Source organism: Streptomyces javensis, assembly GCF_039525925.1.
In the GTDB taxonomy this organism is placed as follows: domain Bacteria; phylum Actinomycetota; class Actinomycetes; order Streptomycetales; family Streptomycetaceae; genus Streptomyces; species Streptomyces asiaticus.
This window is the reverse complement of the sequence record NZ_BAAAIF010000006.1, coordinates 62,883-75,520: the sequence shown is the minus strand read 5'-3', so window position 1 is coordinate 75,520 and position 12,638 is coordinate 62,883. Positions and strand designations below refer to the sequence as shown.

The following is a 12,638-nucleotide window of genomic DNA, read 5'->3' as shown; positions in this document are numbered from 1 at the left end:
GGCGGGACGCCGCCCTCCAATGCCCCCGGGGGCGCGCCGTCCGCCGGCCCCACGCCGCCCGCCCGCGACACGCCGCGCCGCGACGGTCCGCCGGACGGCGGTATCCCCGCCCCCCGGCCGAGCGCCCGCAACTCTCCGGGCAGCCCTTCCTCGGTCATCTCCTTGGCCTCCCCGCTCCATCTCATCGGCCGTCTCCCTCTCGCTCTCCGACGTCTCGCTCTCCCACGTCTCGCTCTCCCACGTCTCGCTCTCCGACGACTCCGACGGCCCCAGCAGCCGCTCCAGCCGTCTCAGGGCGCGGCTCAGCCGCGATTTCACCGTGCCGCGCGGCCAGCCCAGCGCCTCCGCGGTCTCCCCCTCGTCCAGATCCAGCAGATAGCGGTGGACCACCACCCGCCGCTGTGGCTCGCTCAGCTCATCCAGCGCGGCCAGCAGCCGCTCCCGCCGCTCGCCCGCCAGCGCCACGGCCGCCGGATCGGCCGACTCCGGTATCACCGGCTCGGCTCCGGCCAGCAGCGCCCCCGCAAGGTCCGCCGCCGTCCGTCTCCGACGAGCCGAGCGCACCGCGTTACTCGTCTCATGGGCGACGATCCGCAGCAGCCAGGGGCGGAACGCCGCCTCGCTCTGGAACCGCCCGAGCGCGAGATACGCCTTCACAAAGGCGTCCTGCACCACATCCTCGGCATCCGCGCCCGCCCCGAGCAGCCGGGCGGTGCGGTGCGCGATCGGCGCATGGGCCCGCACCAGCTCGGCATACGCCTCGGCGTCGCCGGCCCGGACCCGCGCGATGATCTGTGCTTCACCAGTCCTCACACATCTCATACACCGGCGGACGGAGTCTGGTTCCACACCTGAGAGAATGGGTGCCATGGCCCTCGATCGTCCCCGTGCGCTCTCCGGTATCCAGCCCACCGCAGGTTCCTTCCACCTCGGCAACTACCTCGGCGCGATCCGGCAGTACGTCGCGTTGCAGGAGACCCACGACGCGTTCTACACCGTGGTCGACCTGCACGCGATCACCGTGCCGCAGGATCCGGCGGAGCTGCGCGCCAACAGCCGGCTCGCCGCAGCCCAGCTGCTCGCCTCCGGTCTGGACCCGGACCGCTGCACGCTCTTCATCCAGAGCCATGTGCCCGAGCACGCCCAGCTCGGCTGGGTGATGAACTGTCTCACCGGCTTCGGCGAGGCGTCCCGGATGACGCAGTTCAAGGACAAGTCGGCCAAGCACGGCGCCGACCGGGCGACCGTCGGCCTCTTCACCTACCCGATCCTCCAGGTCGCGGACATCCTGCTCTACCAGGCCAACCACGTCCCCGTCGGCGAGGACCAGCGCCAGCACATCGAGCTCACCCGCGATCTGGCCGACCGCTTCAACGGCCGCTTCGGCGAGATCTTCACCGTCCCCGAGCCGTACATCGTCAAGGAGACCGGGAAGATCTACGACCTCCAGGACCCGACGATCAAGATGAGCAAGTCGGCGTCCACGCCGAAGGGCATCGTCAGCCTCCTCGACGAGCCCAAGGTCTCGGCGAAGAAGATCAAGAGCGCGGTGACCGACCTCGAGACGGAGATCCGCTTCGACGAGGAGAAGAAGCCGGGCGTCAGCAATCTGCTGACCATCTACTCGACCCTGACCGGCACCGCCATCGCGGAGTTGGAGCGCCGTTACGAGGGCAAGGGCTACGGCGCGCTCAAGACCGACCTCTCCGAGGTACTGGTCGAGTGGGTCACCCCGTTCCGCGAGCGGACCCAGGAATACCTGGGCGACCCCGCGACGTTGGACGGAATCCTGGCCAAGGGCGCGGACAAGGCCCGAGCCGTCGCCGCCGAAACCCTGGCCGCCACCTACGACAAGGTGGGCTTCCTGCCCGCGGCGCGCTGAGCGGCACGCCGAGCGCCGTGCGCACCACCCGGTGAGCACGGCGCGCCCCGCGCACGTATTCATACGGACCCGCGCGGACAGCGGAACACACCGGTCCGGCCCCCTGACCAGGGGGCCTTTGGACGGGTGTGCCAAAGGACCGAGGAATCTAGCCGCGAGGGCGGCGCAGCCGCCACACTGACACGGGTGCAGCGGCCAGAACCCAGCAGCCCGGGAGGGCCAGGAGGGAGAACGCAGTGGGGACCGTAACGCTCGGCGTTTCGATCGCGGTCCCGGAGCCGTACGGCAGCTTCCTCCAGGAGCGGCGCGCGGGCTTCGGGGACCCGGCCGCCCATGGCATCCCCACGCATGTGACCCTCCTGCCGCCGACCGAGGTCGACGTCTCGGCGCTGCCCGCCGTGGAGGACCATCTGGCGCGGGTCGCGGCCGAGGGGCGGCCGTTCCCGATGCGGCTGGAGGGCACCGGCACCTTCCGGCCGCTCTCGCCGGTGGTCTTCGTCAAGATCGTCGAGGGCGCGGAGGAGTGCGCGGTGCTCCAGGAGCGCATCCGGGCGGAGTCCGGGCCGTGCGCTCGTGAGCTCCAGTTCCCGTACCACCCGCATGTCACGGTCGCGCACGGCATCGACGAGGAGGCGATGGACCGGGCGTTCGCGGAGCTCAAGGAGTACGAGGCCGCCTGGACGATCACCGGCTTCGCGCTGTACGAGCAGGGGGCGGACGGGGTCTGGCGGCTGGACCGCGAATATCCCTTCGGGGCGGATGAACAGCCGGGCGGCGCACCGCCCGTGGTGCCCCGTCAGGTGGATCTCTCGCGCCCCGCGGCCCCCTCCCATTGAGCGCTCGGCCGGAACGCTCCGCCTGGGTTCCGGTGCGTCAGTCATCCGCGGGCCCGTCGTGGCTGCTCGCGCCCACGCGGCGAAGCCGCACATCAACACGGCCCCGCGCCCCTGCGGGCCCGCTCTGCGGCAGTCGGCGCGAGACGGATCGGGGCAGCAGGCGGTGTGCCGCCGTCATCAGCCGCAGCGCGCCCGGCGCCCAGACGACCGGGGCGCGCCGCCGCAGCCCCTCCTCGATGGCCTTCGCGACCGCCTGGGGCGTGGTGGCCAGCGGTGCGGGCCGCAGCCCGGCCGTGAGCTTCGTACGGACGAAGCCGGGGCGTACGACCATCACATGGACGCCCGTGCCGCGCAGCGCGTCCCCCAGTCCCCGGGCGAACGCGTCGAGCCCGGCCTTGGCGGAGGCGTGGATGAAGTCGCTGCGGCGGACCCGTCCGGCGGCGGCCGAGGTGAGCACCACCAGTGAGCCATGGCCCTGGCGGCGCATGGCGTTGGCACAGATCAGGGCCGCGGAGACGGCGCCGGTGTAGTTGGTCCGGGCGATCCGGACCGCCGCCGGGGGATCGGTCTCGTCCCGTGCCTGGACGCCCAGGACGCCGAAGGCCAGCAGCACCAGGTCGATGTCGCCCTCGGCGAAGACCTTGCCCAGGGTCACCTCGTGGGCCTCGGGGGCGAGTGCGTCGAAGGGCACCGTAAGGGTGTCGGCACCGAGGTCCCGCAGCTGCCGCGCCGCCGACTCCAGGGCGGGCGAGGGACGGCCGGCCAGCCAGACCGTACGGGCGCGCCGGGTGATCAGGCGGCGGACGGTCGCCAGGGCGATCTCGGAGGTGCCGCCCAGGACGAGCAGCGACTGGGGGGAACCGACGACGTCCTTCATGGAGGGAACTTATCCCCCTGATCCGGGGCATATGGAGTGATCGTGCGTCCGTATGTCCACCCTCACCGAAAAGAGTGATGAGGGGAGCGCCGGTCCGGGGAACCCGGATATCCGTACCGCGCGTCCGGCGCGCCGAGGAGTGACAACGCGCAGAGGGGTAGTTGCTGATCATGGAATCGTTGACCCGGCTGCCTGTCGTCGGCCCCGCCCTGGCCTGGCTGACGCACACCCACGCCTGGCGCACGTACGAACGGCTCGACCGCGTCCACTGGACCCGGCTCGCCGCCGCGATCACGTTCACCAGCTTCATCGCCTTCTTCCCGCTCATCGCGGTCGGGGCGGCGATCGGCGCGGCGACGCTCAGCCAGTCGCAGATGGCGGAGCTCCAGAGGAAACTCGCCCAGCAGATCCCCGGTATCTCCGGCCAGCTCGACCTGAACGCACTCGTCCAGAACGCCGGCACGATCGGGGTCGTCGCGGGTGCCCTGCTGCTGTTCACCGGCATCAGCTGGGTGGGCTCGCTGCGCGAGTGCCTGCGCGCCGTATGGGAGCTGGAGGAGGACCCCGGCAATCCGCTGGTGCGCAAGGTCAAGGACGCGTTCGTGCTGGTCGGGCTGGGCGGGGTGGCGCTCGTCTCGTTCGCCGTGTCCACCCTGGCCGCCACCGCCGTGGGCCGGGTCGCCCGGCTCATCGGCATCCCCGAGAACGGGGTCGGCGGCTGGCTGCTGCGGGTCGCCGCGTTCGTCATCGCCGTCGGCGCCGACTTCCTGCTGCTGTGCTACGTGCTGACCTGGCTCCCCGGCGTGGAGCCGCCCCGCCGTACGGTCGTGGTCGCCGCGCTCATCGGGGCGATCGGCTTCGAACTGCTCAAGCTGCTGCTCAGCAGCTATCTGAAGGATGTCGCCGCCAAGAGCATGTACGGGGCGTTCGGGGTGCCCATCGCCCTGCTGCTGTGGATCAACTTCACCGCGAAACTCACGCTGTACTGCGCCGCCTGGACCGCCACCCCGCCCGCCGCACAGGCCGAGCACGAGGAGGAATGGGCGGCCGAGGCGGACAAGGCGCAGCCGTCCGAGCCGGCGGAGCCGCCGGAGCCGTCCGGGTCGTCGGACCCGTCCGGGCCGCCGGAGCTGTCCCGGCCGTCGGAGCCGTCCGGGCCGCCCGAGCCGTCCGGGCCGCCCGAGCCGGAGGTCGAAAAGCACCGCGCCGGCGGGCCGGAGGGCCCGCCGGCGGCGGCGTGACAACGGACGGTGGCGACCGTAAGGCGGCCACGGCGACCGTAAGGGCTTCGCTCAGTCGCGCGAGCGGCGGCGCACCAGCTCCGGGAGCGGCCAGCGGCGGTGCACCCCGAAGGCCACCGCGCCCAGCAGCGCCAGGGAGCCGCCCGTGATGCCCATCGCGGTCCACATACCGCCGGAGCCCCCGTCGTCCGTCGAGACGGACGCCTGGGCGTGCTCATGGCCGTCCTCGCCACCGGCCGAGGGGTGCTTCGCGCCCGCCGCGCCCGGCCGTACGAGGGTGCCGACCGGGTTCACCGAGCCCGCCGCCTTGAACCCCCAGTCGAAGAGCTTCGCGGTCTCCTTGTAGACCTCGTTCGGCTGCTGTTCCTGCGGATTCATGACGGTGACCAGCAGCACCCGGTCGCCGCGCTGGGCGACCCCGGTGAAGGTGGCGCCCGCGTTCGTGGTGTTGCCGTTCTTGACCCCGGCGATGCCCTTGTAGGGCTTGACGCCGAGGCCGGTCAGCAGCCGGTTGGTGTTCTGGATGCCGAAGCTGGAACGGGTCTTCTTGCCCTTCTTGTCCTTCTCGAACACTCCGGGGAACTGCGCGGTCGCGGTCGAGCAGTACTCCCGGAAATCCGCCTTCTGAAGCCCCGAGCGGGCGAAGAGGGTCAGGTCGTACGCGCTGCTGACCTGGCCCTTCTCGTCGTAGCCGTCCGGGGTGACCACATGGGTGTCCCGGGCGTTCAGGTGCTTCGCGTGCGCCTGCATCTCCTTCACGGTCGCCGGGACCCCGCCGTTCATGGCCGACAGCACATGCACCGCGTCGTTGCCCGAGCGCAGGAAGACGCCGAGCCACAGGTCGTGGACCGAGTAGGTGTAGTTCTCCTTGACCCCGACCAGACTGCTGCCCTCACCCATCCCCGCCAGGTCGGACAGCTGCACCTTGTGGGTCTTCGTCTTCGGCATCTTCGGCAGCAGCGTGTCCGCGAACAGCATCTTCAGCGTGGACGCGGGCGGCAGCTGCCAGTGGGCGTTGTGCGAGGCGAGCACATCGCCCGACTCGGCGTCGGCCACCAGCCACGACTTCCCGCTGAGCCCCTTGGGCAGCGCGGGCGCGCCCGGCTTCGGATCCACCTGGGTGTCGGGGCGGCCGAGCCGCTTCCCGCCCACCGTGGACATGTGCGCGGGCGGCTTGACCGCGTCGGTGGAGCCGCCCGGCTGGTCGGCGGCGTGCGCCGGGGCGGCGGCGAGCGGACCGCACAGCAGGAGGGCGGCGGCGGTGGCGGCCAGCATGCTCTTACGGGTGCTGGGTCGGACGTGAGTGCTGGTGAAGGAAGGTGTGGGCACGGAGGTGAACGTACCTGGCGTCGCTGGGGAGAGCGACAGCAGCGCCGACGTATTGACGGCAGCCCCCCGCGTGGAGGTATGGGAGGCCGTGCCCATACTGGAGACCATGAAGCTCAGCCGCCCCGTGTCCTGGTTCCTGCTCGCCTTCGGGGTCTGGAGCTGGGTCATCTGGTTCACCTTTGTCAAAAATTTGTGGAAGGACGCCAGCGGACTCGCCTTCGACGACTCCGGCGACCCCACCGCGTACTTTTGGGTGCATCTGCTGCTCGCGATCACCTCGTTTCTCTTGGGGACGGCGATCGGGGTGATCGGGTTGCGTGGTGTGCGCGCCCTGCGCCGGAACGACGCCTCCGAGTAGCCGTTCCAGGCAGCCGTTGGCAGGTGGTCGCGCAGTCGCTAGGGGAGGGGACCCGGGATGGTCGTGCTCTACGTCCTGATCGCACTGGTTGTCGTCGGTCTGCTGACCGGCGTCCACTGGTACGTGTGGCGGCGGCTCGTCCGCGATACGACGGCGCGCGGGGGGTGGGCGCGCCGTACGGGCACGACGGCGGCCTTCGCACTGCCGCTGATCAGCGTCGGCGCGCTGGTCGCGGGCCGCGCGGGCGCGCCCTTCCCCCTCCAGCGCGCCCTCGCCTGGCCGGGCTACCTCTGGCTGGCGCTGCTCCTGTACCTGACGCTGGCCCTGCTGGCGGGCGAGGCGGTACGCCCCCTGTTGCGCGCCTGGCTGAGCCGTAACGAGCCCGCTGGTGTGCGGTCGACCGAGGGCCCGGAGGCGCCAGGCAGCCCGCCGGGCGGGCTGCCGACGGCGTTCGCCGATGACAGCGGCGCCGCCGCTTCCGCTCCGGCGGCCGTCGGTACGAGCGGCCGCGAGGGCGCGGCGGCCGAAGGCGGCGCGGGCTCAGCGGCCGGGGACGGCCTGGGCGCGGCCGTGGTGAGTGAAGCCGAGTCCATCGCCGACCGGGCCATCGAGACCCCGACTGGGGCGGCGGGGCCGGCCGTGGCCGGAGCGGTCAAGGTCGCCGAGGGCCACGCCGCGAAGCCCACCGCAGAGGCGGCCGTGAAGCCCACCGCAGAGGCGACTGCCGAGCCCACCGCAGAGGCGGCCGTGAAGCCCACCGCAGAGGCGACTGCCGAGCTCACCGCTCAGGCGGCCGTGAAGCCCACCGCAGAGGCGACTGCCGAGCTCACCGCTCAGGCGGCCGTGAAGCCCACCGCAGAGGCGACTGCCGAGCTCACCGCAGAGGCGGCCGTGAAGCCCACCGCAGAGGCGACTGCCGAGCCCACCGCTCAGGCGGCCGTGAAGCCCACCGCAGAGGCGACTGCCGAGCCCACCGCTCAGGCGGCCGCCGAGCCCACCGCTCAGGCGGCCGCCAAGGGCGGTGCGGCGGACGCCGCCCCCGCGTCCTCTCGCCGTCTCTTCGTCGCGCGCGCCGTCGCCGTCGGAGCCACCGCCGTGGCGGCCGGGACGGTGGGGTACGGGACGTACACCGTGTTGCGCGGGCCGCGGGTCAAGCGGATCACCGTGCCGCTCGCCAAGTTGCCGCGCCGGGCGCACGGCTTCCGGATCGCCGTCGTCAGCGATATCCACCTCGGGCCGATCCTGGGCCGTGACCACACCCGGCGGGTGGTCGAGGCGGTCAACCGCGCCAACGCCGACCTCGTCGCCGTCGTCGGCGACCTCGTGGACGGCAGCGTGGCCGACCTCGGCCCGGCCGCCGAGCCGCTGCGCGGGCTGCGCGCCCGCCACGGCAGCTATTTCGTCACCGGCAACCACGAGTACTACTCGGGCGCCGCCGAATGGGTGGACCACGTCCGCGAGCTGGGCCTGCGGCCCCTGGAGAACGAGCGCGCCGAGCTGCCCGGCTTCGACCTCGCCGGGGTGAACGACATCGCGGGCGAGAGCGAGGGCCACGGTCCCGACTTCGGCAAGGCGCTCGGCGACCGTGATCGCTCACGCGCCGCCGTGCTGCTCGCCCATCAGCCGGTGGTGATCCACGACGCGGTGAAGGCGGGTGTGGACCTCCAGCTCTCCGGCCACACCCACGGCGGCCAGCTGTGGCCCGGCAACTATGTGGCCGAGCTCGCCAACCCCACCGCCGCCGGGCTCGACCGGTACGGCGACACCCAGCTCTATGTGACCCGCGGCGCGGGCGCCTGGGGGCCGCCGGTGCGGGTCGGGGTGCCCCCGGACGTCACCGTCGTGGAGCTCGCCTCGACCCGCGCCTGAGCGACCGCCGTCACGTCAGCCCGGCCCCGCGTCGGTCCGGCGCCGCGTCAGCCCGGCCCCGCGTCGGTCCGGCGCCGCGTCAGCCCGGCCCCGCGTCGGTCCGGCGTCACGTCAGCCCGGCCCCGCGTCAGCCCACCCCGCGTCAGCCCACCCCGCGTCAGCGGGAGTTGGCGGCGGGCGGCCGCGCCTCCGCCGGCCCCGGGCCGGCGGAGACCAGGCTGGCCACGGGACCGCCGGGTGCGTCCGCCGGTGCCTGGGCGTCTGCCGGTACCTGGGCGTCTGCCGGTACCTGGGCGTCCGCCGGTACCTGGGCGTCCGCCGGTGCCTCGGCGTCCGCCCACGCCACCGCGAGCGAGGCCCGGTCGGCGGCCTGTCCCGCACCCCGCGCCGCCGCCAGCACTGCCCGCCGGTGCGGCAGCGTCGCGTTGCGGATGCCCGAGACGCGGTCGTGCGGAGCCAGCCGGTCCGGGTGTCGCAGGGTCTTCCACGCGCAGGTGGCCGTCAGCGCGAGCCCGGCCATCACCGCCAGCAGTTCGACGCTGCTGAGCGCGTAGAGGACCATTTCCGCGCCCTGGGCGCCCGAGTCGTGGACGGTGGCGAGCTGGTCGTAGCGCCACGGTTCGTTCAGCAGGGTCAGCGTGGCCAGGAAGAATCCCGACAGGAACGGCACCACCGACGCCGCGAGCAGCAGCGCTCGCAGGATCAGTCGCCAGGGCACGAGCGGGCCGCCGTCCTCCGCCACCAGCCGCAGCAGCAACAGCCGCTTTCCGGGCGTCGCACCGGTCGCCAGCGGCAGCACGACGAACCACACCACGAAGATCGCGACCGGCAGCCATGCCGGGGCCCTTCCGCGTTGCTCGGTCATCACGACGGTCGCGAACACCGACGCGACGACACATCCGGCCAGGTCGACCGCGAGCGCCGTCAGCCGCCGTCCGAACGGCACCGGGCGCGCCGCCAGCGCCCGCCCGTCCAGCATCTCCAGCGTGGGCAGCATCCGCGCGACCGGCCCGGCCAGCAGCCAGCCGATCAGCGCCCCCGAGGTGTTGACGATCAGGTCGTCCACGTCGAAGAGGCGGTACGGGCAGCTGTAGAGGCCCCACACCCCGGTCCACTGTGTCAGCTCGAAGGACAGCGAGATCGCGAAGCCGATCCCGGCGGTGGCGGCCAGCGAGCGCCGGAAGTGATAGCGCAGGAAGACGCCGAGCGGCAGAAGCAGCAGCAGGTTGAAGAGGGTTCCGGCGACGGCGGGGTTCTGGAGGACCAGCGGGTTGAGCCCGATCTTGTGGTGCGCCTCCTTCCAGATGTCGCTGAAGGTGTTCCCGGGCATCCACTGCGGATGGGCCACGGGGGCGAACCGCTCGCACATGTCGGCGGTCTGCTTCGGCAGCGGCACGATCGTCATGCAGTAGGCGGTGAGCAGGTAGTAGAGGAAGCCGTAGAGCGACAGCGTCCGCCCCGGGGACATCACGCCGTGACGGCGGTAGAGGAGGACGGCCGTCGGCAGCAGTAACACGAGTGCCAGCAGCGGGAAGAGGGCGGCGGCCGTCTTGATCGGCAGAAGGTAGGCGGTGGCCATGCGCACGACTATACGTGATGTGTATACCCGCTGTGCATAGTCCTCCAGGACCCGGCGAAACGACGAGGGCCCCGCCCCCGGAAACCCGGGAAGCGGGGCCCTGGCCCGTGGCTTCTCTCCTAGAAGCGCCGCGTGATCAGCGCGCGCTTCACCTCCTGGATGGCCTTCGTGACCTCGATCCCTCGCGGGCACGCCTCCGTGCAGTTGAAGGTCGTACGGCAGCGCCAGACGCCGTCCTTGTCGTTCAGGATCTCCAGCCGCTGCTCACCGCCCTCGTCACGCGAGTCGAAGATGAAGCGGTGCGCGTTGACGATCGCCGCCGGGCCGAAGTACTGGCCGTCGTTCCAGAACACCGGGCACGACGAGGTGCACGCGGCGCACAGGATGCACTTGGTGGTGTCGTCGAACCGCTCGCGGTCCTCGGCGGACTGGAGCCGCTCACGCGTCGGCTCGTTGCCCGTCGTGATCAGGAAGGGCATCACATCGCGGTACGCCTGGAAGAACGGCTCCATGTCCACGATCAGGTCCTTGAGGACCGTGAGCCCCTTGATCGGCTCGACCGTGATGGGCTTCTCCGGGCTGATGTCCTTGATCAGCGTCTTGCAGGCCAGCCGGTTGCGGCCGTTGATCCGCATCGCGTCGGACCCGCAGATGCCGTGGGCGCAGGAGCGGCGGAAGGTCAGGGTGCCGTCCAGCTCCCACTTGATCTTGTGGAGGCCGTCGAGGACGCGCTCCTTCGGATCCATGTCGATCTGGAAGTCCTCCCAGACCGCCTGGTCCGAGACCTCCGGGTTGAAGCGCCGGATCCGGAAGGTGACGGTGATCAGGTGCGAGGCGGTGGCGTCGGCCGCCTCGGGGGCCTGGTCGGACTTCTCAAGCGTGGGGGTGCTCATCAGTACTTACGCTCCATCGGCTGGTAGCGGGTCTGCACGACCGGCTTGTAGTCGAGGCGGATGGACTCGGAGCCGTCCGCGCCCACCTCTCGGTACGCCATGGTGTGCCGCATGAAGTTGACGTCGTCGCGGTTCGGGTAGTCCTCGCGGTAGTGACCGCCGCGCGACTCCTTGCGGGCCAGGGCGGAGATGGCCATGACCTCGGCGAGGTCGAGCAGGTTGCCCAGCTCGATGGCCTCCAGCAGATCGGTGTTGAACCGCTTGCCCTTGTCCTGGACGCTCACGTTCTTGAAGCGCTCGCGCAGGTGGCCGATCTCCTCGACGGCCTCCTTGAGCGTCTGCTCGGTGCGGAAGACCATGACGTTCTTGTCCATGGTCTCCTGGAGCGCCTTGCGGACCTCGGTGACCCGCTCGGTGCCGGTCGCGTCGCGCAGGTTCTCGACCTGTGCCTGGACGAATCCGGCCGGGTCCTCCGGGAGCTCGACGAAGTCTGCCGTGGCGGCGTACTCCGCGGCGGCGATGCCCGCCCGGCGGCCGAAGACGTTGATGTCGAGCAGCGAGTTGGTGCCCAGGCGGTTGGCGCCGTGCACCGAGACGCAGGCGACCTCGCCGGCCGCGTACAGGCCGGGCACGACGGTGTCGTTGTCCGCCAGCACCTCGCCCTCGACGTTGGTCGGGATGCCGCCCATCGTGTAGTGCGCGGTGGGCTGGATCGGGATCGGGTCCGTGTACGGCTCGATGCCGAGGTAGGTCCGCGCGAACTCGGTGATGTCGGGCAGCTTGGCGTCCAGCTGCTCCGGCGGCAGGTGGGTGAGGTCCAGGTAGACGTGGTCGCCCTCGGGACCACAGCCGCGGCCCTCGCGGATCTCCGTGTAGATCGACCGCGAGACCACGTCGCGCGAGGCGAGGTCCTTCATGACCGGCGCGTACTTCTCCATGAAGCGCTCGCCGTCCTTGTTGCGGAGGATGCCGCCCTCACCGCGGGCGCCCTCCGTCAGCAGGATGCCCATCCGCCAGATGCCGGTCGGGTGGAACTGGAAGAACTCCATGTCCTCCAGCGGCAGCCCGCGCCGGTAGGCGACCGCCTGGCCGTCACCGGTGAGGGTGTGGGCGTTGGAGGTCACCTTGAAGAACTTGCCGCAGCCGCCGGAGGCGAAGACGACCGCCTTCGCCTGGAAGACGTGCAGCTCACCGGTGGCCAGCTCGTACGCCACCACACCGGCGGTGCGCTTGACCCCGTCGACCTCGGTCATCAGGAGGTCCAGGACGTAGAACTCGTTGAAGAACTCCACGCCCTCCTTGACGCAGTTCTGGTACAGCGTCTGGAGGATCATGTGACCGGTGCGGTCCGAGGCGTAGCAGGACCGGCGGACCGGGGCCTCGCCGTGGTTGCGGCTGTGGCCGCCGAAGCGGCGCTGGTCGATGGTGCCGTTCGGGGTCCGGTTGAACGGCAGGCCCATCTTCTCGAGGTCCAGGACCGAGTCGATGGCCTCCTTCGCCAGGATCTCGGCGGCGTCCTGGTCGACCAGGTAGTCACCGCCCTTGATCGTGTCGAAGGTGTGCCACTCCCAGTTGTCCTCCTCGACGTTGGCGAGGGCGGCGGCCATGCCGCCCTGCGCGGCGCCGGTGTGGGACCGGGTCGGATAGAGCTTGGTGAGCACCGCGGTGCGGCTGCGCTTGGTCGACTCGATGGCCGCGCGCATCCCGGCCCCGCCGGCGCCGACGATGACGGTGTCGTACTTGTGGATCTTCATGAGTGGATACCTCAGCCCCG

General features: G+C 71.4%; 9 protein-coding genes and 2 pseudogenes. 5 read left to right on the top strand and 6 right to left on the bottom strand.

Features of this window, described 5'->3' with window-relative positions; translation table 11 throughout:
• Nucleotides 1-270 precede the first annotated feature (270 nt).
• A pseudogene (locus ABD329_RS08390) lies at nt 271-822 on the bottom strand (RNA polymerase sigma factor); the annotation flags it as partial.
• 46 nt (nt 823-868) lie between these two features.
• Between ABD329_RS08390 and trpS the strand changes: the two are divergent.
• Together trpS and ABD329_RS08380 are read left to right on the top strand one after the other, a co-directional pair.
• Nucleotides 869-1,882 (top strand): tryptophan--tRNA ligase, encoded by a 1,014-nt coding sequence (gene trpS, locus ABD329_RS08385; RefSeq protein WP_086881034.1) that lies wholly within the window; start codon nt 869-871, stop codon nt 1,880-1,882.
• A gap of 236 nt (nt 1,883-2,118) precedes the next feature.
• Nucleotides 2,119-2,718 (top strand): 2'-5' RNA ligase family protein, encoded by a 600-nt coding sequence (locus ABD329_RS08380; RefSeq protein WP_198280121.1) that lies wholly within the window; start codon nt 2,119-2,121, stop codon nt 2,716-2,718.
• 127 nt (nt 2,719-2,845) lie between these two features.
• Here the strand turns inward: ABD329_RS08380 and dprE2 are convergent.
• A pseudogene (gene dprE2, locus ABD329_RS08375) lies at nt 2,846-3,595 on the bottom strand (decaprenylphospho-beta-D-erythro-pentofuranosid-2-ulose 2-reductase); the annotation flags it as partial.
• A gap of 170 nt (nt 3,596-3,765) precedes the next feature.
• Here dprE2 and ABD329_RS08370 point away from each other — a divergent pair.
• Nucleotides 3,766-4,836 (top strand): YihY/virulence factor BrkB family protein, encoded by a 1,071-nt coding sequence (locus ABD329_RS08370; protein WP_198280122.1) that lies wholly within the window; start codon nt 3,766-3,768, stop codon nt 4,834-4,836.
• Between the two features lie 51 nt (nt 4,837-4,887).
• On the opposite strand, the gene ABD329_RS08365 is transcribed toward ABD329_RS08370, so the two are convergent.
• Entirely contained in the window at nt 4,888-6,165 is a 1,278-nt protein-coding gene (locus ABD329_RS08365; RefSeq protein WP_486388697.1) for a D-alanyl-D-alanine carboxypeptidase family protein, read from the bottom strand.
• Between the two features lie 106 nt (nt 6,166-6,271).
• On the opposite strand from ABD329_RS08365, the gene ABD329_RS08360 reads away from it, so the two are divergent.
• Together ABD329_RS08360 and ABD329_RS08355 are read left to right on the top strand one after the other, a co-directional pair.
• Nucleotides 6,272-6,523: an SCO4848 family membrane protein gene (locus tag ABD329_RS08360; protein ID WP_037953585.1), complete on the top strand. Its 252-nt coding sequence runs from the start codon at nt 6,272-6,274 to the stop codon at nt 6,521-6,523.
• Nucleotides 6,524-6,580: 57 nt separating this feature from the next.
• Nucleotides 6,581-8,392, top strand: coding sequence for a metallophosphoesterase (locus tag ABD329_RS08355; protein WP_198280123.1), 1,812 nt, complete (start codon nt 6,581-6,583; stop codon nt 8,390-8,392).
• Between the two features lie 157 nt (nt 8,393-8,549).
• On the opposite strand, the gene ABD329_RS08350 is transcribed toward ABD329_RS08355, so the two are convergent.
• The 3 genes from ABD329_RS08350 to sdhA all read right to left on the bottom strand — a co-directional run bounded on the left by ABD329_RS08350 (nt 8,550) and on the right by sdhA (nt 12,618).
• Nucleotides 8,550-9,971: a VanZ family protein gene (locus ABD329_RS08350; RefSeq protein WP_344316155.1), complete on the bottom strand. Its 1,422-nt coding sequence runs from the start codon at nt 9,969-9,971 to the stop codon at nt 8,550-8,552.
• 119 nt (nt 9,972-10,090) lie between these two features.
• Nucleotides 10,091-10,864, bottom strand: coding sequence for a succinate dehydrogenase iron-sulfur subunit (locus tag ABD329_RS08345; RefSeq protein ID WP_198279330.1), 774 nt, complete (start codon nt 10,862-10,864; stop codon nt 10,091-10,093).
• The gene (sdhA, locus tag ABD329_RS08340; protein WP_198279331.1) at nt 10,864-12,618 is read right to left on the bottom strand and encodes a succinate dehydrogenase flavoprotein subunit; all 1,755 of its coding nucleotides are present in this window, start codon (nt 12,616-12,618) and stop codon (nt 10,864-10,866) included. Before sdhA ends, ABD329_RS08345 begins: the two co-directional genes overlap by 1 nt.
• Nucleotides 12,619-12,638 lie beyond the last annotated feature (20 nt).